Annotated in this window: 22 protein-coding genes; 10 read left to right on the top strand and 12 right to left on the bottom strand. The window is 65.5% G+C overall.

Annotated features, from left to right (window positions below):
- Positions 1-78: 78 nt before the first annotated feature.
- Positions 79-801 carry a helix-turn-helix domain-containing protein gene (locus QA600_RS11745; RefSeq protein WP_278292132.1) on the top strand — a complete coding sequence of 241 codons (723 nt, stop codon included), beginning with the start codon at positions 79-81 and terminating at the stop codon, positions 799-801.
- A 489-nt stretch (positions 802-1,290) separates the two neighbouring features.
- Here QA600_RS11745 and QA600_RS11740 read toward each other — a convergent pair whose 3' ends face one another.
- A complete protein-coding gene (locus QA600_RS11740; RefSeq protein ID WP_278292131.1) occupies positions 1,291-2,127 on the bottom strand; it encodes a proline dehydrogenase family protein in 837 nt (278 codons plus the stop codon).
- A gap of 139 nt (positions 2,128-2,266) precedes the next feature.
- Here QA600_RS11740 and QA600_RS11735 point away from each other — a divergent pair, with 139 nt between their 5' ends.
- A complete protein-coding gene (locus QA600_RS11735; protein ID WP_278292130.1) occupies positions 2,267-3,802 on the top strand; it encodes an aldehyde dehydrogenase family protein in 1,536 nt (511 codons plus the stop codon).
- A gap of 60 nt (positions 3,803-3,862) precedes the next feature.
- Here QA600_RS11735 and QA600_RS11730 read toward each other — a convergent pair whose 3' ends face one another.
- Entirely contained in the window at positions 3,863-4,195 is a 333-nt protein-coding gene (locus QA600_RS11730; RefSeq protein WP_278292129.1) for a 2Fe-2S iron-sulfur cluster binding domain-containing protein, read from the bottom strand.
- 228 nt (positions 4,196-4,423) lie between these two features.
- Here QA600_RS11730 and QA600_RS11725 point away from each other — a divergent pair, with 228 nt between their 5' ends.
- Both QA600_RS11725 and QA600_RS11720 read left to right on the top strand, forming a co-directional pair.
- Entirely contained in the window at positions 4,424-5,836 is a 1,413-nt protein-coding gene (locus tag QA600_RS11725) for a transposase (protein ID WP_278292128.1), read from the top strand.
- An 84-nt stretch (positions 5,837-5,920) separates the two neighbouring features.
- A complete protein-coding gene (locus tag QA600_RS11720) occupies positions 5,921-6,622 on the top strand; it encodes a class I SAM-dependent methyltransferase (RefSeq protein ID WP_345782027.1) in 702 nt (233 codons plus the stop codon).
- A gap of 221 nt (positions 6,623-6,843) precedes the next feature.
- On the opposite strand, the gene QA600_RS11715 is transcribed toward QA600_RS11720, so the two are convergent.
- From QA600_RS11715 to QA600_RS11685, 7 genes are all read right to left on the bottom strand, one after another.
- On the bottom strand, positions 6,844-7,668 hold the full coding sequence (locus QA600_RS11715) for a carbon-nitrogen family hydrolase (RefSeq protein WP_278292126.1): 825 nt from the start codon (positions 7,666-7,668) through the stop codon (positions 6,844-6,846).
- The gene (locus tag QA600_RS11710) at positions 7,665-8,099 is read right to left on the bottom strand and encodes an SRPBCC family protein (RefSeq protein WP_278292125.1); all 435 of its coding nucleotides are present in this window, start codon (positions 8,097-8,099) and stop codon (positions 7,665-7,667) included. The genes QA600_RS11715 and QA600_RS11710 overlap by 4 nt, the downstream gene beginning before the upstream one ends.
- 124 nt (positions 8,100-8,223) lie before the next feature.
- Positions 8,224-8,448 carry a hypothetical protein gene (locus QA600_RS11705; protein WP_278292124.1) on the bottom strand — a complete coding sequence of 75 codons (225 nt, stop codon included), beginning with the start codon at positions 8,446-8,448 and terminating at the stop codon, positions 8,224-8,226.
- 89 nt (positions 8,449-8,537) lie between these two features.
- Positions 8,538-8,723 (bottom strand): hypothetical protein, encoded by a 186-nt coding sequence (locus QA600_RS11700; protein ID WP_278292123.1) that lies wholly within the window; start codon positions 8,721-8,723, stop codon positions 8,538-8,540.
- A gap of 79 nt (positions 8,724-8,802) precedes the next feature.
- Positions 8,803-9,660, bottom strand: coding sequence for a bile acid:sodium symporter (locus QA600_RS11695; protein WP_278292122.1), 858 nt, complete (start codon positions 9,658-9,660; stop codon positions 8,803-8,805).
- A gap of 219 nt (positions 9,661-9,879) precedes the next feature.
- Complete coding sequence (locus QA600_RS11690; protein WP_278292121.1) at positions 9,880-10,911, bottom strand: phosphate uptake regulator PhoU; 1,032 nt, start codon at positions 10,909-10,911, stop codon at positions 9,880-9,882.
- 103 nt (positions 10,912-11,014) lie between these two features.
- On the bottom strand, positions 11,015-12,121 hold the full coding sequence (locus QA600_RS11685) for an ATP-NAD kinase family protein (protein WP_278292120.1): 1,107 nt from the start codon (positions 12,119-12,121) through the stop codon (positions 11,015-11,017).
- Between the two features lie 96 nt (positions 12,122-12,217).
- Between QA600_RS11685 and QA600_RS11680 the strand changes: the two genes are divergently transcribed.
- The gene (locus QA600_RS11680; protein WP_278292119.1) at positions 12,218-12,343 is read left to right on the top strand and encodes a hypothetical protein; all 126 of its coding nucleotides are present in this window, start codon (positions 12,218-12,220) and stop codon (positions 12,341-12,343) included.
- Between the two features lie 71 nt (positions 12,344-12,414).
- On the opposite strand, the gene QA600_RS11675 is transcribed toward QA600_RS11680, so the two are convergent.
- The 3 genes from QA600_RS11675 to QA600_RS11665 form a co-directional block, all read right to left on the bottom strand.
- Positions 12,415-13,107: a molybdopterin-binding protein gene (locus tag QA600_RS11675; protein WP_278292118.1), complete on the bottom strand. Its 693-nt coding sequence runs from the start codon at positions 13,105-13,107 to the stop codon at positions 12,415-12,417.
- Between the two features lie 282 nt (positions 13,108-13,389).
- A complete protein-coding gene (locus QA600_RS11670; RefSeq protein WP_278292117.1) occupies positions 13,390-13,815 on the bottom strand; it encodes a PIN domain-containing protein in 426 nt (141 codons plus the stop codon).
- On the bottom strand, positions 13,799-14,020 hold the full coding sequence (locus QA600_RS11665; RefSeq protein WP_278292116.1) for an antitoxin VapB family protein: 222 nt from the start codon (positions 14,018-14,020) through the stop codon (positions 13,799-13,801). The genes QA600_RS11670 and QA600_RS11665 overlap by 17 nt, the downstream gene beginning before the upstream one ends.
- A gap of 343 nt (positions 14,021-14,363) precedes the next feature.
- On the opposite strand from QA600_RS11665, the gene QA600_RS11660 reads away from it, so the two are divergent.
- From QA600_RS11660 to QA600_RS11640, 5 genes are all read left to right on the top strand, one after another.
- Complete coding sequence (locus QA600_RS11660) at positions 14,364-14,822, top strand: 6-pyruvoyl tetrahydropterin synthase family protein (protein WP_278292115.1); 459 nt, start codon at positions 14,364-14,366, stop codon at positions 14,820-14,822.
- A 1-nt stretch (position 14,823) separates the two neighbouring features.
- Positions 14,824-15,603, top strand: coding sequence for a 7-carboxy-7-deazaguanine synthase QueE (locus tag QA600_RS11655; protein WP_278292114.1), 780 nt, complete (start codon positions 14,824-14,826; stop codon positions 15,601-15,603).
- A gap of 42 nt (positions 15,604-15,645) precedes the next feature.
- On the top strand, positions 15,646-16,404 hold the full coding sequence (gene queC / locus QA600_RS11650; protein WP_278292273.1) for a 7-cyano-7-deazaguanine synthase QueC: 759 nt from the start codon (positions 15,646-15,648) through the stop codon (positions 16,402-16,404).
- Between the two features lie 82 nt (positions 16,405-16,486).
- A complete protein-coding gene (locus QA600_RS11645; RefSeq protein WP_278292113.1) occupies positions 16,487-17,254 on the top strand; it encodes a DUF5518 domain-containing protein in 768 nt (255 codons plus the stop codon).
- A 100-nt stretch (positions 17,255-17,354) separates the two neighbouring features.
- Positions 17,355-18,656 carry a serpin family protein gene (locus QA600_RS11640; RefSeq protein ID WP_278292112.1) on the top strand — a complete coding sequence of 434 codons (1,302 nt, stop codon included), beginning with the start codon at positions 17,355-17,357 and terminating at the stop codon, positions 18,654-18,656.
- The last annotated feature ends 106 nt before the right edge of the window (positions 18,657-18,762 follow it).

The following is an 18,762-nucleotide window of genomic DNA, read 5'->3' as shown; positions in this document are numbered from 1 at the left end:
CCGACGCCAGCCGCGTCGATTCGAAGCGTTCTCCTCGGAACCGCAACATAAAAACCCTCGCTAGAGGCACGGTTACATATGAGCCTGGACGGCGAGCTATCGAGCGTTCGGCTGACGCTCGATCTGTGGCACCCGAACTGCTGGGCTATCGAGGCGACGGATCGAACGGGGGGCGGCGTGCTCGCTCACGCGGTCTACAACTCCCCGAAATCGGACGGCGAGGGACCGAACACGGTCAAAGGACTGTTCACGGCCTTCGGCGACACGTCGGCGGAGGTCGAGGGGCTTCTGGACGCGATCCGTGACTCCGAGCACTCGGGCGAGGTGTTCGAACTTCAGGAACGGTTCGGACGTGCCCGTAACGCGCCCGGAAACGTCGTTAGCGAGTTTTTCCTCGAGTACGATCCCGCTGAGATGGTCTGTCCGACCCTGCTCGAGAACGGGTTCGTCCACAGCGCACCGGTTCGGATCGAGGACGGCAGCGAGACGTGGAAGCTGTGTTTCGCCGGTGATCGGTCCGGCATCGAGCCCTCGCTGGACGACGTCCGCGAGACGACCGGTGCCGAAGTAACCGTAACGTCGATCACGACCGCCGACGCCCCCGGGCACTCGGCCCGTGCCCGGCGTCTCGACACGCTGACGGCTGCCCAGCGGGAAGTGTTCGAACACGCCCGCGAAACGGGGTACTACGAGTGGCCTCGAGAGACTACGACTCGGGAGCTTGCGGCCGACCTCGACATCGCGAAATCGACGCTGCTCGAGCACCTGCGCAGGGCCGAATCGAAGCTACTGGATCCGTGAAGTACCTCGGGGACAAGTCCCGAGGCTTCACCGTCTTGTCCATGCTGTCCAGAAACGGACGGATGGACGCAGGCGAATTTAATTCCCCTCGACCTTCCCGGAATGGGTCGGCTGGAATTAACACCCGAACACCCGTTGTGTCCGTGAGGGTCGGTCGCTCCACCACGACCCGACAACACCCGTCTCACCACGCCAAGAGCGCGGGCTTTGAGAGGTGTCGCATTCCTCGCAACTGCGCGCAGTTGCTTCGGATTGCGGTCTGTAACCCACGTCGCAACTGTACTCGTCAATACGGTGATATTGGTCATATGGTTTACGCGATTCAGCCTCGGGGTCAAGTGGTTCGAGACGCCAAAGGCGTCTCGTCATTACGAAAATCGGAGATTCTCGTACGACCCCGAGGCACTCTCGCTGTATCTCTGTAGACGGACGGTTCGTGGTTGCCCCTCTCGTCGTCACCGTCTCCGCTCGAGAACGGGGAACGCCGACTCAGCTCAGGATCGCCCGCAGCGCGAACGTGAGATTCTCCCTGCGCTCGCGAACCCGTCGATAGAAGTACGACAGCCACCTGGAGCCGTAGGGAACGTACTGATACACGTCGACCCCCTGGGCGGCCAGCTCGTACTGGGCGTCCGTCCGAACGCCCATCAGCATCTGCACCTCGTAGGGCGTGCCGTGGGTCCGGTGTAGCTCGCGTGCGTGGGCGACGGCCGCCGGATCGTGGCTCCCGATCGCGATCCCGTCGTCGAACGACTCGAACATGTACTCGATGAGCTCCCGGTAGACCTCGTCGACGCGGTCCTTGTCGGTGTAGGCAATCTCCTCGGGTTCGTCGTAGGCGCCTTTGACGAGTCGGACCTTGCCGGGAACGTCCGCGAGGCGCTCGAGATCCTCCCGAGTGCGCTTGAGGTTCGCCTGGAGACAGACGCCCGCTCCGCCCCCGTGGCGACGGACGAGCGCTTCGTAGGCGTCGAGGGTAGCGTCGGTCGTCGTGTGGTCTTCCATGTCGACCCAGACGAACACGCCCCTGTTTGCGCCGTAGTCGACGATTTCGATGAGGTTTCGTTCGAACGTCTCCTCGTCGACGCCGAGGCCGATCTGGGACGGTTTCACCGAGATGCAGGCGTCGAGATCCGACGCCGCGATGCTGTCGATCAGTTCGACGTAGGCGTTCGTGTCCGCGGCCGCGTCCGACGGGTCCTCGTAGTGTTCGCCGAGCAGGTTGAGAATGCCCGCGACCTCGCGTTCGTTGAGCGTCCGAACGTGCTCGAGCGCGTCGGTGGGCGTCTCACCCGCGACGAACTTGCTTGCAATAGGGGGGATCATTCGTTCGCATCACTTGAGACAGTCGGCATAAGCCACTACCCGACCAATGCGTTAGACAGATGAGCGGGTGGAATTATCTTCGGACGGGGCCGACCATGATCGGTGGTGCTTACATACGTACGGCGTGTGAGTACGAACCATGTCGCAGCAAACCGGGACGCAACCACACCAGCACTACATCGCGGGAGAGTGGACCGACGGAAGCGGTTCGGAGACGTTCGCAAGTGAGAATCCGGCGACGGGCGAAACCCTGGCGGAGTTCCAGCGCGGGACCGCCGACGACGTCGACGCCGCCCTCGAGGCCGCGGAGTCGGCCTTCGAGGAGTGGCGGGGCCTCTCGTATATCGACCGGGCGGAGTACCTCTGGGACATCTACCACGAACTTCGCGAACGCCACGAGGAACTCGGCGAGATCGTCAGTCAGGAGTGTGGCAAGGAGATCAGCGAGGGGAAAGCCGACGTCACGGAGGCCTGGCATATGGTCGAGTGGGCCGCCGGTAACGCTCGCCACCCCCACGGCGACGTCGTGCCGAGCGAGGTCGCGAACAAGGACGCCTACATGCGCCGCAAACCGCGGGGCGTGATCGGCTGTGTCACCCCGTGGAACTTCCCGGTCGCGATCCCGTTCTGGCACATGGCCATCGCCCTGGTCGAGGGGAACACGGTCGTCTGGAAGCCAGCCGAGCAGACGCCGTGGTGCGGCCAGATCATCGCCGAGATGTTCGAAGATTCGGGGATCCCCGAGGGCGTGTTCAACATGATCCAGGGGTACGGCGACGCCGGCGCCGCGATTACCGACGACGAGCGCGTCGACACCGTCCTCTTTACCGGCTCGGCCGAAGTCGGACAGGAGATCGCTAGCAAGGTCGGCGGCGAGCCCGGCAAGCTCGCGGCCTGCGAGATGGGCGGCAAGAACGGCATCATCGTCACCGAGGAGGCCGACCTCGACATCGCCGTCCACTCGGCGATCATGTCGAGCTTCAAGACGACCGGCCAGCGCTGCGTCTCGAGCGAACGCCTGATCGTCCACGAGGACCTCTACGACGAGTTCAAGGAACGCTTCGTCGAGATCGCCGAGGACGTCGCCGTCGGCGACCCCCTCGAGGAGTCGACGTTCATGGGGCCGGCCATCGAGGCCGAGCACGTCGAAAAGATCGAGAAGCACAACGAGCTCGCCCGCAAGGAGGGTGCCGACGTTCTCGTCGACCGCTTCGAACTCGAGGACGGCGAGATTCCCGACGGCCACGAGGACGGCCACTGGGTCGGCCCGTTCGTCTACGAGATCGAGTACGACACAGACCTGCGCTGTCTGAAAGAGGAGTGTTTCGGCCCCCACGTCGCCTTGCTCGAGTACTCGGGCGATATCGAGGATGCAGTCGAGATCCACAACGACACCCCCTACGGGCTGGCGGGGGCGATCGTCTCGGAGGACTACCGCCAGATCAACTACTTCCGTGATCGCGCCGAGATCGGCCTGGCCTACGCGAACCTGCCGTGTATCGGCGCAGAAGTACAGCTGCCGTTCGGCGGCGTCAAGAAGTCAGGCAACGGCTACCCGAGCGCCCGCGAGGCCATCGAGGCCGTCACCGAGCGCACCGCCTGGACGATGAACAACTCGAAGGACATCGAGATGGCCCAGGGGCTCTCCGCGGACATCCTCACTCGAGAGGACTGAGCGGGTCCTCGAGCCGATCTCCGTTTTCGACGCACCGGACCCGTCGGACAGCCGGCGGTGCTAGTCGCGCGACGTTTTCTCCGTGTGCTGTCCCCAGAACCCGCCGTGTTTCTCGACCGTCAGGTCGCCCCGCACTTCCGTCTGGCAGGACAGCCGTAGTCCGGCGTCGGGATCGTGAGGTGGCACCGAGAGCCGTCGCTTTTCGCGGCTCGTCGGCTCGTTCGTGGAGCCGTCGATCTCCACCGCGCAGGTTCCACAGGTGCCGTGGCCGCGGCAGTTCAGCAGCGACGATCGTCCGTTGTGCGGCGACAGCCTCGCCTCGAGCAGGACGTCGCGAAGGATCGCCCCCTCCTCACAGTCGATCTCCCGGCCGTCGAAGGTAACCGTCGGCATGGAACGGCGTACGAGACGCGGACCCAAAGTCGTTCGCGAGACGGCAGTCCCGACGCGGGCCACCAGGAACGGGATTCGGTACCGACTCTCGATCACGCTTACAGGGAAAACAGGAGAAAGCCCACAACTTCAGTCGTGGGATGAATCCGTCACTGCTGACCACAACCACGCTCCCATACACGGCCGCAATCCCAACGTTCACACTCCAGTACATCAAACAGACGACACGTGAGCGACCGACCGCGGCGCACGAACGAGTACACTGTCACACCCACCAGCGAGCGGTATAAACAGTGCTTGTTCGAATGGTTGGTCGCCCACGCACCCCTCTGGAACCAGATCAACTACCGCCGCCTCGACCAATACTTCGACCCCGACGGCAACGTCTGGGATGCCGAGTACACCGACTTATACGACAAGTACGCACTCGTCCTCGGCAAAGCCACCTGCCAACAAGTCGCCCGCAAAAACGCCGACGCGTGGCGCAGCCACTTCGCCCTCCTCGAGACATACCACTCCGACGCCCCCTCGATCACCGAGAAACCCTCTCCGCCCGGATTCAAAGGCAACCGCGACGACGGCTACGAGCTGTACGGCCTCGTCCGCAACGACCTCTACGAGTTCGACTGGGACGAACACCGGAGTACCCTCGAGTTCGGCGTCGGCGAAGTGCTAGAAGAGAAATACGACTTCGACCACAACGAACGCATCACGCTGGAAGTCCGCGGCAATCCCCAGTGGGACGGTGACGACGCGCGGTTGGAACTCGTCTACGACGAGGCGGCCGACACGCTTCGTGTCAAGCATCCGGTTCGCATACGGCCAGACCGATTGCGAGAACAGCGGCTGGATGCCTTCACTCACACACTCGATCCCGAGAACACGATGCACGCGGCCGCCATCGACGTCGGCGCGAACAACACCCTCGCCATCGTCACCACCACCGGGGAGACCGCCGTCTACCACGCTCGCCTCGAATTTGAACGGTTCCAAGCGCTGTCAGAGTTGATCGCCGAGCTGCAGTCGCAATTGCCCGCCGACCAGTATACGAGCCCGCGCATCCAGCGCGTGTACGAGAGGCGTGGCGAGAGACGCGATCATAGCCGCGACGCCGGGGTGAAACACGCGGTCGACTGGCTGCTCGAGCGCAACGTCTGCACCGTGTACGTCGGCGATCTGACCGGCGTGTTGGAGACGCACTGGTCGGCTGTGGTGAACGAGAAAACCCACGGGTTCTGGTCACACCGCCAGCTCGTCGACCGTCTCGAACTCACGCTCGGTGATGTCGGCATCACCGTCGAGCAGGTGAGCGAGGCAGAGTCGAGTAGTGCGTGTCCCGAGTGTGGCAGCGAGAACGTGTCGAGGGAGGGTGACTTGTTCAGGTGCCGCGACTGCGCGTTGGACGCGCATAGTGATGTTGTGGGGGCGTGGAATCTGCTGCAAGCGAGAGAAGGGCCGATGGCCCGGCCCGCCGCCCTGTCTGCTGGACGCGGCAGGGACGGATCCGACAACTCTTCGGAGTGTGATGGAACGTACTGGGAGTGGGACGGACACGACTGGAGACCCGCCGTATTTGGGAAACAGTCGAGCCCGGTCGACCAACCCAGCGTCGGCAAACCCGCAAGTTCACAGCCGGGGTAGTCCACTGGCCGGATTGCCCACGGAGGAATCCCACAACTTCAGTCGTGGGAGGAGGTCAAGATGGTCGAGCGTGTGTCACACACTGTGACGACACACGATCCGTTCGGCTGTGCCGTCCGCGACCACTACCGCGGCGAGCGAACGGCGCCGCTGCTCGATCGCGACGGTGAGGAGAGCCGCGAGCATGCCATCGAAGAGTGGTACTTCGGCGACCACGACGGGGACGCCTGGCGAGACGCGTGGCTCGAGGGACCGCTGCTCGAGATGGGCGCCGGCGCGGGGCGAGACACCCTCTACTACCAGGAGCAGTTCGAGACCGTCGCCATCGAAGTGAGCGAACCGCTCGTCGACGTGATGCGGGAGCGGGGCGTCGAGGACGCCAGACTTGCCGATATGTTCTCGCTTCGGCGGTGCTTCGACCGCGATCGGTTCCGATCGGCCCACGCCATCGGCACCCAGGTCGGGCTGGCCGGCTCGATGAGTGCCGTCCGGGAGTTCCTCACCGATCTCGCATTCGTGACGACACCCGACGCGACGGCCGTCCTCGACAACTACGCCCCGGAACTGGCGGCGACCGCTGACACGTTCGGGTACCGCGAGGACGCCGCGCCCGGGTTGGCCTATCGGGTGTACCACTGCGAGTACGAGGACGACGTCGGTCGGACGCTGCTGTTTCGGCTGTTCAGCGTCGATCGGCTCCGGGAAGCGACCGTCGGAACGCCGTGGACGGTCGCCGAGGCCCGATACGGCGACGTCCAGTGGCGGTCGGTTCTCGAGAAACGATGACCCGTCGAGCCGAAGCGATGCTCGAGAACGAACCGTGAAAGACGCGGGCGAAAGGAGTGGCGCGGGCGAAGACGAGCCGACGGGAGTGGGGTGCTCGATTCCCGGGAAATCGAGCGAGCGCGGCCGGAGCGACGCGCAGTGCCGGTCTGACGTGAAAAGCGCCTGTAACCGGCATCCAAGACAATGCCGTCAGTGGATAAAAAAACAGCGGTCGAGGTCGGCTACAGTCGGCGGTCCCGGAGGGCGGGGAACTCCTCGCGGATCGACGCGATCGCGTCCGGATCGATCTCGGCGGTGACGAAGGCCGGATCGTCGCCGCTTGAGGCGAGCGTCACGCCCCAGGGGTCGTACACCGTCGACCGTCCAAGCAGCTCGGCGCCGGCGTCGTCGAACTCGCCGGAGCCGTTGACCGTCGCGACGTAACACTGGTTCTCGATCGCCCGCGCCCGCGAGAGGGTCGCCCAGTGTTCGATCCTCGGGTAGGGCCAGGCGCTGGGGACGACCAGCAGTTCCGCGCCGGCGTCGACCAGCTCCCGGTAGAGTTCGGGGAATCGCAGGTCGTAACAGGTCGTCACGCCGATCGTGACGCCGTCGATCGACGCTGTCTCGATCCGCTCGCCGGGGACGAGCAGCTCGGCTTCGGCCGAATCGTAGCCGAAGAGGTGGTGTTTGCGGTAGACCAGCTGTAACTCGCCGCTGGCGTCGAACAGCGCGGCGGTGTTGGCCAGCCCCTCGTCGGCGGGCGTCTCGACTGAGCCGGTTTCGGCGAGATCCTCGACGATGGTCCCCGCGAGGACGGCGATCCCGTGATCCGCGGCGGCCTCGCTGAGTCGGGTGAACGTCTCCCCCTCGAACGGCTCCGCGTAGCGCTCGTAGAGGTCGAACGCGAAGTAGCCGACGTTGAACAGCTCCGGTAGGGCGATCAGATCGGCGCCCCGGTCGGCGGCCCGTTCGATCGCCTCGAGGGCACGTTCGACGTTGCCCTCGACGTCGCCGGCCTCGATTTCGAGCTGTGCGAGCGCGAGCTCGAGTCCGTCGGCGCTCACGGCGATCCCTCCAGGTCGCGCTCGAGCGCCCGCTGCAGGTTCTCGAGCTCGTCGTCCAGATTGCGCTTGAAGAACTTCTCGACTCCCGGCAGCTTGCCGTCGACGACGAACTCGTTCTCGAGGCGGCTTCCGGTCTCGGTCTCGACGATCCGGTGTTCGCCGGTGACGTCAAGCCCCGTCGACCGTCCGGTGAACTTGACGTACTCCGGGGGGTCCCGAGTGATGTCCTCGGTTTCGACGGCGACGGTCTGGCGAACGAGCGGGATCGGAAGCTCGACCTGCCAGGTCGCTTGTCGGCCCTCGGGGCCGTCGATGGAGTACTCCTGAACGACGCTGATCGCCCGGGCGCGGTTCTCCGGATCGACGATGAACTCCCAGACCCGTTCCGGCGGCGCCGCGAGCTCGAACGACCGGTCGACGCGTACAGTCATGCAACTACGTCGGTCGTTCTCGGGTAAAAAGACCACGAACCCCTCAGACGGTCCGTCACAGGGAGTTCCGATGCGATCGGGGGACGGCTCGAGGTTGCGTCGGGACCGAGTCCCACAGTCCGTCTCAGCTGACGGTGACTCGCCAGGTCGTCGACCGGGCACGGCCCCACTTCTCGATGTCGACCTCGTCCGACTTCTCGGCGAGGTGGGGGAGGCGGGCGCCGACCTGCTTCGATGAGAGGCCGATCGCCTCCGCGATATTTTTCGCCCGGAAGTACTGCTCGCCGCGGGCGGCACTCTCCCTGAGGTACGAGAGAATACGCTGCTCTTCGTCGGAGTAGTTCGTCATCGTCCGTTACGCAGTGTAGGTCGTCGGCGGTATTAACGTTTGACGCCAACTCTCGAAGGGCGATATCGAACGGCGAACCGATGGGAGTGTCAGTCCCAGTAGAGGTGAATTCCGACGATCGCGAGCGCGCTAAACAGCATCGCGCCGGCAAAGCCCCACGCGGCTTCGATGTCGGGGGCGCCGACCAACATGCCGAGCGCGCCGATGGTTGCGACCGCACCGAGTGCAAGCGCCAGTCCCAGGCCCTTGTCCGTCGACTCCGATTGCGTAGTCATGCTCGAGGGTTCCGAGTGACGTCGCTTAATTGCTTTCATTCGTGCAAGCCGAGGGGTACCCACAACTGGGCATCGCCGACTATCCGGAGGTGGCAGCGTCGAGATGACGGACCAGCGAGCTGCTCACGAGCTGCTGGACGACGTAGAAGGCGGTGATGCTGGCAACGATCGTCCCTCCGCCCAGCACCGCGCCGATCATCACCGAGACGCTCATGTTCTTCATCGAACTCGAGAACAGGACGGTGACGCAGTCGTCCTGTCGCATCCCATGTACGTACAGTCCGTACGCGACCGCCGCGCTGAGGCCGATCGCCGCGGCCCCGATCGCGCCGACGAACGCAAGCTGGGAGGGCTCGAGTGCGAGCGTCGAGCTGCCGACGCCGGCGTAGATCAGCGCACCGATCGTGGCAATCGAGAACCCGTCGAGCTGGCTCTCGGAGACCGAACCGTCGGGGACGACGTACGCGAGCGCCCCGCCCGCGAGGACGATCGCGCCGAGCTCGAGGATCAGCGCCGAGGCGGAGACCTCGACCGCCGAGTCGGCGAACAGGGTGATGAGCGAGGGCATGACGAGCGGCGCGAGCAGCATCGAAGCGAGGACGACGATCGTCGTCAGAACGGTGTTTCCGCCACCCAGGCGCGTCCAGATGATCGAGCTCCCGGCCGCCAGCGGCGCCGAGAGGACCACGAGGACGCCCAGGAGCATCTCCCCGGAGAGCACCGCGGCGGCGACGGGGTACAGCGCGACCGGGACGAGCAGGTAGAGACAGAGTAGGGAGGTGACAACGGGAAGGGAGACGCGCTGCTCCGCAGCTTCCCCGAGACTGAATCCGTAGAATCCGGTAAAGATCAGTCCGGCGACGAGCACCGGCAGGAGCGGCTGGAGGGGGGCGGCGAACGTCGGGTACGCGACGCCCGCGAGCGTGGCACCGATCACGACCAGGAGCGTACTCTGCGATCGGACGGTGTTCTGGAGACGGGCGATGTGTCGGACGATGGCAGCGAGTATTGAAACGGCCGTATATACATCTTTTCAATTGGCTAATATCTGATTTAAATTGGTGAGGAATACCGACGGGAGCCCCACTCGGCTCCGGCTCGAGCGCTCGAGAGAGCCCTTCGTGACGGCTTCACGAGGCCGAAGCTCGGAGGTCGATCAGCTGATCGTCGTATGCTCGGACTCCTCGTTGAGCGCGAGGTTCGCCGAGATCTCGGCGTTTCGCATCGCGTACTGGGCGGTCTGCTGGAGGCTGACGAGCACCTCCCGAACCCGAAGCAGGTCTTCGTTGTCCATCTCGGGAAGGTCCGCGAGGATCTCCTTCTCCCGATCGGCGATCTCGTGGAACAGCGCTCGAACCTTGTTTGATTTGTCGTAGTCCCGCTCGACGGCGGCCTCAACCGCCAGCGAGGTGATCTCGTCGACGATCTCGTTCAGCTCGCGGATGTCTCGCATGATGGAGCTGTCGATGTCGAGGGTGTGGCCCTCCGTCTCCATGACGATGTCGGCGATGTCCTCGGCGTTGTCGGCCGTGAGTTCGAGGTTCTTCGCGATCGATCGGTAGCCGATCAGCGGGAACCCGCTGTTGAGCCCGACCGCCCGCGCGAGGTTGGGGTTCTGGTAGGCCGTAAAGATCAGGCGGAGCAGGAGCACGAAGATCTTGTTGGCCTGGCGCTCGCGGTTCAGCGCGCGCTGGGCGAGATCGGGGTTGCCGTGGGCCAGTGCTTTGATCGCCTCGCCGCGCATCGTGCTCCCGGTTCGCTCGAGGCGCTCGAGGAGGTTGTCAAGGGTGAAGTCCTCGGGGTCAACCGAACAGCGGATCGAGATGTTCTCGGGGGTCTCCTCGATCACGCCCAGCCCCATCAGCTGCGTCTCGGCCTGGTAGACCGCGTTGATGTGCTCGGACTCGAGGGCGCCGTCCTCACACTGGATCCGGATCACCCGTCGGCCGAGGACGTACTGGGCGACGATTGCCCGCTCGACGGCGGCCGCGTCGAGGTTGTCGACGTGGATCGTTGCTTCCGTCTCCTCGGTGTTGGCCGACTCCGGCATCACCGTTAGGGTGCCCTTGCCGCTAGTCCGGATCGTCACTTCGTCTCCCTTCTCGACGTCGTGCTCGGACGCCCATTCCGCCGGGAGGGTCATCGCGAGCGTCGACGGACCGAGTCGCTGCACTTTCCGCGTTTCCATGCGCCGGAGTAGGCTAGAGGATACCTTAATCCTGACTATACACACAGTATATTCGCATCCGATAGTAATATCCTTGTCACAGAACCCTCAGAACGGCCCCTCCTTAAACAACCTTCACGAGCCGCGTCGTGAACCGTCCCGTTCGTACCTTCATCCAGCCCCGTAGCTCCTCGTCGAGATCGTCGTCGTCGGTGTCGACACGGAGCGCGTCGATCGCGTCCAGCTTCTCGCCGGCGGCGACGACCGCGATCTCGTCGGCCTGCTCGATGACGGCGGGCGAGAGCTGGTGATTACCCCGCCCGAAGACGAACCCCTGACCGCCGATCGGCGAGACGACGATCGTGACTGGCTCCTCGAGGACCTCGAGAAGCTCCGCCTCCGCGGCGTCCCGTGCGAGTACCTCGCCGTCGCGCCAGACGTCGACCCCGAGCGGGGAGGCGTTGATCCCGAGTTCCGACTCGATCGCCCCGACCGTCCCACCCGGCCCAAAGACGTAGGTCCGCCCGTCCTCGATCTCGCGAGCGAAGCCCGCGGCCAGCGATTCGGTGCTGCCGCTCGAGACCTGCTTTCCCGACTGGACGTCCGGCGCGACGGGCACCGGGACGACCGCCCGGAGCTCGGACCGAACCTCGCCCTCGCGGTAGGCCGCCTCGTCGATGTCGTTGACCTCGCGGGGCTCGACCGCGTCGAACCCGGCCGCGATCCGGCCGGCGTCTCTAGGGGTAACGGCGAACACCGAGGAGTAGATCTTGACCCCCGCGGGCACGCCGAGCATCGGCGTCTCGTCGCCGGTCTCCTCGAGCACCTCGGCGACGTCGACCGCCGTCCCGTCGCCGCCGACGAACAGGACGAGATCGACGTTCTCCTCGAGAAGCGCCCGGACGGCTGCCCGCGTGTCCTCGGCGGTGGTCTCGGCCTCGCCGGGGTCCTCGGGCGGTCCCTCGTCGGACGGTGCCCACGGATCGTAGACGACCTCGGGATCGAAACCCGCGTCTCGAGCCGCGTCCTCCCCCATCGGCCCCGCGGCCGCGTACACCGTCAGGTCGTCGGCTTTGCGGGCCAGCACCTCGAGGGCTTGTCGCGCCCGCTCGGGTGCTCGTGTCGTCGCGCCGCGTCGGCGCGCTTCCGCGACCTTCCCGTCGGTTCCCTTCAGTCCGACCCGCCCGCCCATGCCGGCGATCGGGTTGACGACGACGCCGATCGTGTCCATGGCGGGCCTTCGGAGGCGGCGACCAAAGCCGTGTGGCTTTTCATCGAACGACACGCTTTCTGAAAGACTAAGAGGGACCGGAACCGACCGCGACGCATGAACGAACTGATTGCCGTCGTGCTCGAGGCCGAACCGACGCTGCCGATGGATATCGTCGGCTGGGGAACACTCCTGTTGAGTCTCGTCGTCACGATCGTCTGGCTGGCGTATCTCTACAGGTAGACCGGGCGAGTGCCTCGAGGCCTGCCCCTGAAGCCTCACCGATAGCGCGGTCCGACGGGTGTCCGCGACCGCTACGACTCCTCGACCGTCTCCACTCGCTCGCGGAGCCACGTCGCCGCCGCCGCGACCGTCTCCTCGTCGGGTCCGGAGAGCTCGAGTCTGACCGACTCGCCGGGGTAGCTCCCCACCGAGACGTCGAACTCCCGGTTGAGGTTCTCGAGGCGATCGAGCAGCGCGCTCTCGGGTTCGTCGGCGACGACCGTCTCTCTGTACACCCGAGTTCCGGTGAACTCCTCGGCGACCGTCTCGAACATCGCTCGCATCTCGGTGGGAACTCCCGGGAGAACGTAGACGTTCTCGAGAACCGCACCGGGCGCGACTCCCGCCTCGTTGTGTAGCGGCCGCGACCCTGCGGGCAGGTCGGCCGTCCCCGTCGTCAGATCCGACCGCGAGTAGCCGTGTTCCTCGAGCCACTCGAGGGCCGTCTCGTCGGTCTCGAGGTCGCGTCCGAACGTCGCCGCGATCGCCTCCATCGTGAGGTCGTCGTGGGTCGGTCCGAGCCCGCCCGTGACGAGGACGGCGTCGTAGGCTGCGCTATAGTCGCCAACGACGGACGAGATGTCCTCGATCCGGTCGGGAACGGTCGTCACGCGTTCGACGGTCACGTCCCGATCCGTGAGGCGTTCACAGAGCCAGGTGGCGTTCGTGTTCGTCGTCCGTCCGGCGAGCAGTTCGTCTCCAACCGTCACGACCGCGGCGTTCATACCTCGCCTTCGAACCGACGGTTCAAATGGGTCCCGCCAGCCGTCGACCCCGCTCCCTATCGCATGAAAAGAAAACCGGGAGCGACGGAACAAGGCCAGAGTTCGGCTGCGGGAGCGACTCGAGGGCGAGCCGTAACGGTGGTCGGGAGTGCGGTTTCGAGAGCCGATCCTAACCGTCGGATGAACCCTCGCACACGACCGGTATACCGCACGTTGGCATCATCGAAGTTCAAGGCGTCATGTCGGAGTTGGCTCCGCAACCCCGCTGACGGCTCGAGAGAATTAGTTGGAGTCGGACGCTTCGCGATCGGTAGCAGCGTAGTACTCCACGTCGAGCCCAGCGATTCTCTCGAAGTCGCCGTCTCGAGCGAGCAGCGCCATATCGACGCTGCGAGCGACGCCCGCAATCAGGACGTCCATCATGTTGATCGGATTCCCATCAGCCATGAGTTCCGCGTCGATCACCGCCGCCTCTCGAGCGGCCGGTTCCGTGAACTCGAGGGGATCGACCCAGTCGAGTCGTTCGGCGAGGTCGGCGACACCGTCACGTCCGGCCTGGCGGGCTCGGTACTGATACAGTTCGAACAAGACAATCGTCGGCGAGAACCAGGGTTGGGTCGGCCGATCTTCGATGTACGATCGGACGTCCTCGTGATGGTCGGTCTCCGGGTCGAGAAAGTCGACGAGAGCGCTACTGTCCAAGATCACGGCGCTCCCTCGAGTCGCGGTCGAATCGGTCGCGGAACTCGTCACGTTCCTCACCGAGTCCGGGGAACGTTCCAGCGGCTTCCATCGGATCGTTCTCCCGCTCTGTCAGCCGCATAACGACGTCGCTAAAGCTCTCATCGCCTCGCTTGTGGCGCTTCAAACGGTCGTACGCGTCGTCTTTGATACTGATCGTTTTCGTTCCCATGTACACGTACACATACACAGCAAGATGGGATAAGCATACCGGGGATTCTCCACCTCCCGTCGATAGCGGAATCAGTGGGGTTTCTGGTAGTCTGCATCCGGACGGGAAACCCAGTGGCTCGGATCATTCACGTGGAGTCGGGTTCTCTGCCGCCAACTCCACACAGCAGTGGAGCGGTTCTGGACGCGACCCAATAGCGTGAGGAAGACCCGGTGCTTACAGCGGATTGTTTACACTCGTGAACCGAAGAACAGCGGAAACGTACTCCCTCACTCCTCGCCCTTGGACCGTCGACTCAAGTTCGGACCGACCGGCCTAAGTATTCTCGGAAGAATACCTCGGTATGACCGAGACGCTCTCTATCCGCGAGGACGCCGACGTCGTCGGTAGCCGCCGAGTCCTCCACGTCGGCCGGGACCGCCCGATCCGGATCAGTACCGGCCACCGCCTGCTCCACCACGACGGCAAGTGCGCTCGACCACACGGTCACAACTACGAGGTAGCCGTCAGGGTCGAGGGCGAGCTCACCGAGGAGGGATGGGTCGCCGACAAGGGAGCTATTACCGCAGTGATCGACGAGTGGGATCACATGTTCCTGCTCGAGCGCGGCGACCCCCTGGTCGAGGCCTTCGAGGCAGCCGGCGACGACGACGGCGTGATCGTTCTCGAGCACCCGCCCACGGCGGAGGTGATGAGCGTCCTCCTCGAGGAGAAACTCGAGGCCGCCCTGCCCGACACCGTGGTCGACGTCGCCGTCCAGGTCAACGAGACGAGCGAACTCTGCGGGGGCGGTGGGGTCTGAGATGCCCGTCTCCGACTCGACGGACCGCGAGTGTGTCGCCGACCGCAACCCGGGCGGCGAGGGGCTCCCGATCAACGAGCTGTTCTACTCGCTGCAGGGCGAGGGGACCCTCGCCGGGGTTCCGTCGGTGTTCGTCCGCACCAGCGGCTGCAATCTTCGGTGCTGGTTCTGTGACTCCTACCACACCTCCTGGGAACCCACCCACGCCCGGATGAGCCTCGAGGAGATCGTCGCCGAAGTCGAGGCCCACGCCGAGGCCGACCACGTCGTCCTCACGGGCGGGGAACCCCTGCTTCACGAGGAGAGCGTCGACCTGCTCGACGCCCTCGAGGAGCGTGGCTACCACACGACCGTCGAGACCAACGGGACGATCTACCGCGAGGCGCCGATCAACCTCGCCTCGATCAGCCCGAAGCTCGAGAGCTCGACACCGACGTCGGAGCGCGATCCTAAAGGCGACGGTGAGTGGGCCGAGCACCACGAGAACGACCGCATCGACCTCGAGGCGCTCGCCGCACTCGTCGAGGACTACCCGTTCCAGCTGAAGTTCGTCGTCACCGACGCCGACGACATGCCCGAGATCCTCGAGTTGCTCGAGGAGCTCCGCGGCGCGACGAGCGAGCCGATCCGTGACGACGATGTCCTCCTGATGCCCGAGGGTGCCACCCGCGAACGACTCGCCGAAACCCGCGGCCGCGTCGCCGAGCTGGCGATGGAGTACGGCTTCCGGTACACGCCCCGACTCCACGTCGACCTCTGGAACGACGCCCCCGAAACGTAGCCGACGACACCGACTCACACGATGACCGACGACATCACGACCATGGCCGACGACACCACCACGACGACCAAGGACACGCCCGCACGGAACGACGAACCGACCGAAAAACGCGCCGTCGTCCTCCTCTCCGGAGGGATGGACAGCGCCACCGCAGCCGCCGTCGCCCGCCAGCGGGGCTACGAGATCTACGCGCTGCACACCTCCTACGGCCAGCGTACCGAAGACCGCGAACTCGAGTGTGCCCGCAGGCTGGCCGAGGCGTTCGACGCCGCGGACTTCCTGCGAATCGAGACGGGCCACCTCTCGGCGATCGGGGCCTCGAGTCTCACCGACGGCGAACTCGACGTCGCCGACGCCGATATGGACAGCGACGAGATCCCGACCTCGTACGTCCCGTTTCGAAACGCGAACCTGCTGGCGATGGCAGTCTCCTACGCCGAGGCCAACGGCTGCGAGGCGGTATTCATCGGCGCCCATAGCGAGGACTTCTCGGGGTATCCCGACTGCCGACCCGAGTTCTTCGAGGCCTTCGAGCAGGTGGTCGACGTCGGCACGAAACCCGGTACCGAGATCGCGATCGAGGCGCCGTTCGTCGAGGAATCGAAGACCGACATCGCCGAGCGGGGGCTCGAGCTTGAGGTCCCCTACGAGCACACCTGGAGCTGTTACCGCGAGAACGAGCCGGCCTGTGGCACCTGCGACGCCTGTGCCTACCGCCTGCAGGCGTTCCAGCGTCTCGGCGTTCGCGATCCGATCGAGTACGAGCAGCGGCCCTCGTACCTCGAGGGCAAGTCGGCGTAGCGGGCGCTCCTCACAGTCCGATCGTCGTTGCTCTCCGGTCCCTGTGAGCTATAAGCGACCGCCTCACGTACGAACGAATATCATGGGATCGACACCAGCCGAGCGGGTAGACGGAGAGCGGCATCCGACCGCCGACGGGCCGTTACCGGAGGTCGTCGACTGGATTCTCGCGACCGTCGTGGCGCTGGTCGGTCTTCTCTCGGTCGTCGCCGGCAGTGCGCTCGTCTTCCTCGTCGACCGGGACGGGCTCGCGGCCGGGATCGAGGACGGCACGGTGACGGTAACGGTCGCAACGACGGAGCTGACCGACGCCGAGGCGCTCGAGGTGGCCGACGCAGCCGTTTCGTGGACAGGAACGGGACTGCTGGTGGTCGGCGCCGGAACGGTGCTGGTCGCCGTCGGCTACCTCGTCGCGAGACGGCGCGCCCACCGCCGGAGCGAAACGGGCGAGCCCACGAGTTCGTACGGAACCTACGCCGTCCTCGGCGCCGTCGTCACCGTCGTCCTGTCGTTCGTCCCGTTCTCGCCGGCACTGGGCGGTGGGGTGGCCGGCTACCTCGCGCGCGGCGAGTCCGATCGCACGGTCCGCGTCGGAGCGCTCGCCGGATTCCTGCCGGCGGCTCCGGTCCTCGCGGTCCTCGTCTTCGTCCTCGGCGGGTTGATCGCGGGGCTGCTGACGATCGGACAAATCGGGGAGGCGATCGTCGTCGGCACGACGCTGTTGCTGACCGCGCTGCTCGTCGCGACCCTCGCGGCCGCGCTCGGCGCACTCGGTGGCTACGTCGGCGGGCGATTCGCGGAGCGTCGAGCAACGACTTCCCATCCGCAGCGCGCTCCCGACGACGGGTAGCGACGCGATCTCGAGGACGCTCCCAATCGCTTCTGCTCTAGCTCAAACGCCGCTTTCACCCTGCCCAGGGGTTTTTCGACGCCGGCAACGGGTTAGCTGTATGAAACTATCGCGACGACGGCTCGCGACCGCATCGGGGGCGGCCCTCGCGAGCGGCGCCCTCTGGTGGCGGTTCGGCCGCGACGCCGCCTCGAGCCCGACCGTCGAGCCCGCTCCCGGCGTCGGTGCGGCGACCGATCACGACGGCGACGCCCTCGAGCGGGCGGTCGAGGGGAACGTCGAGTTCGGACTCGCGCTACTGGATCGACTCGCCGACGCCAACCCCGACGAGAACCTGCTCGTATCACCCGCCAGCGTCGGCTTCGCGCTCGGGATGACCGACGCGGGGGCTCGCGAGGAGACGGCCGAGGAGATCGCCGAGGCGCTCCGGTTTCCGGACGATCGCGAGGCGCTCCGATCCGCCCATCAGCAGCTCCAGTACGAGCTGAACGAGCGCGCGGACGCCGCGGCAGACAGGGAGTTCGAACTCGCGGTCGCGAACGCGGTCTGGGGACTCGAGGGCTACCCCTACCGCGAGTCGTACCTGGAGATCCTCGAGGGCCGCTACGGGGCCGAGCTGCGGACGGCCGACTTCGGCGGGGATCCGGAGGGCGCCCGCGAGGAGATCAACGGGTGGGTCGCCGAGCGAACGAACGAGCGCATCGACGAGCTGTTTCCGGACGGCTCGTTCGATGATCAGACGCGGCTCGTGCTAGCGAACGCCGTCTACCTGCTAGCCGACTGGCACCACCAGTTCGAGGAGGGCGACACGCGCGAGGAGGAGTTCACGCTGTTGGACGGCGAGACGACCGAGGTACCCCTGATGCGCCAGACCGAGACGTTCCCCTACGCCGAGGTCAAGGGCCACCAGGTCGTCGACCTTCCTTACGTCAACGAGGAAATCGGCATGCTCGTCGTCCTCCCGCCGGAGGACGAGTTTGAACGGGTCGAAGACGAACTCGACGCCGAGGCGCTGGCGACGTTCACGGAAGCCCTCGAGGAGCGGGAGGGTGAGGTCGTCCTCCCTCGGTTCGAGTTCGACGCCGGGTTCGGCCTGACCGACGTCCTCGCGGAGCTGGGGATCGAGCGGGCGTTCGATCCAGACCGGGCGAACTTCGACGGGATGGTCCCCCTCGAGGAGATCGACGAGAACCTGTTCGTCGGCGACGTCCGCCACGAGGCCTACGTCGCCGTCGACGAGGAGGGGACCGAGGCCGCGGCCGCGACGGGTGTCGAGATGGAGGCCGACTCCGCCCCTGCGGTCGACTTCCGGATGGTCGTCGACCGGCCGTTCCTGTTTCTGATCCGGGACCGCGAGACGGGCGCGACGCTGTTTCTCGGCCGCGTAGTCGACCCGCGGTAGCTCCCTCGAGCGGCCCGTTCTTCGCAAAGCGAGCCGACGGGCGACCGTTTTCGGGGTGCCGCGACAGCCGGCAATCGACGCCGGCTGCGGAAGGGTACTTCCGGGT

It is taken from the genome of Natronococcus sp. A-GB1, from assembly GCF_029688845.1.
Lineage (GTDB): Archaea > Halobacteriota > Halobacteria > Halobacteriales > Natrialbaceae > Natronococcus.
The sequence above is the reverse complement of the archived record's forward strand: the minus strand, read 5'-3'. Positions and strand labels throughout refer to the sequence as shown.

Coding starts and splice junctions, on each gene's coding strand:
- QA600_RS11640 (WP_278292112.1), top strand. CDS start 17,355: ATGAAACTATCGCGACGACGGCTCGCGACCGCATCGGGGGCGGCCCTC.
- QA600_RS11730 (WP_278292129.1), bottom strand. CDS start 4,195: ATGCCGACGGTTACCTTCGACGGCCGGGAGATCGACTGTGAGGAGGGG.
- QA600_RS11690 (WP_278292121.1), bottom strand. CDS start 10,911: ATGGAAACGCGGAAAGTGCAGCGACTCGGTCCGTCGACGCTCGCGATG.
- QA600_RS11665 (WP_278292116.1), bottom strand. CDS start 14,020: ATGGGAACGAAAACGATCAGTATCAAAGACGACGCGTACGACCGTTTG.
- QA600_RS11745 (WP_278292132.1), top strand. CDS start 79: ATGAGCCTGGACGGCGAGCTATCGAGCGTTCGGCTGACGCTCGATCTG.
- QA600_RS11660 (WP_278292115.1), top strand. CDS start 14,364: ATGACCGAGACGCTCTCTATCCGCGAGGACGCCGACGTCGTCGGTAGC.
- QA600_RS11740 (WP_278292131.1), bottom strand. CDS start 2,127: ATGATCCCCCCTATTGCAAGCAAGTTCGTCGCGGGTGAGACGCCCACC.
- QA600_RS11655 (WP_278292114.1), top strand. CDS start 14,824: ATGCCCGTCTCCGACTCGACGGACCGCGAGTGTGTCGCCGACCGCAAC.
- queC (WP_278292273.1), top strand. CDS start 15,646: ATGGCCGACGACACCACCACGACGACCAAGGACACGCCCGCACGGAAC.
- QA600_RS11685 (WP_278292120.1), bottom strand. CDS start 12,121: ATGGACACGATCGGCGTCGTCGTCAACCCGATCGCCGGCATGGGCGGG.
- QA600_RS11710 (WP_278292125.1), bottom strand. CDS start 8,099: ATGACTGTACGCGTCGACCGGTCGTTCGAGCTCGCGGCGCCGCCGGAA.
- QA600_RS11645 (WP_278292113.1), top strand. CDS start 16,487: ATGGGATCGACACCAGCCGAGCGGGTAGACGGAGAGCGGCATCCGACC.
- QA600_RS11735 (WP_278292130.1), top strand. CDS start 2,267: ATGTCGCAGCAAACCGGGACGCAACCACACCAGCACTACATCGCGGGA.
- QA600_RS11705 (WP_278292124.1), bottom strand. CDS start 8,448: ATGACGAACTACTCCGACGAAGAGCAGCGTATTCTCTCGTACCTCAGG.
- QA600_RS11680 (WP_278292119.1), top strand. CDS start 12,218: ATGAACGAACTGATTGCCGTCGTGCTCGAGGCCGAACCGACGCTGCCG.
- QA600_RS11675 (WP_278292118.1), bottom strand. CDS start 13,107: ATGAACGCCGCGGTCGTGACGGTTGGAGACGAACTGCTCGCCGGACGG.
- QA600_RS11700 (WP_278292123.1), bottom strand. CDS start 8,723: ATGACTACGCAATCGGAGTCGACGGACAAGGGCCTGGGACTGGCGCTT.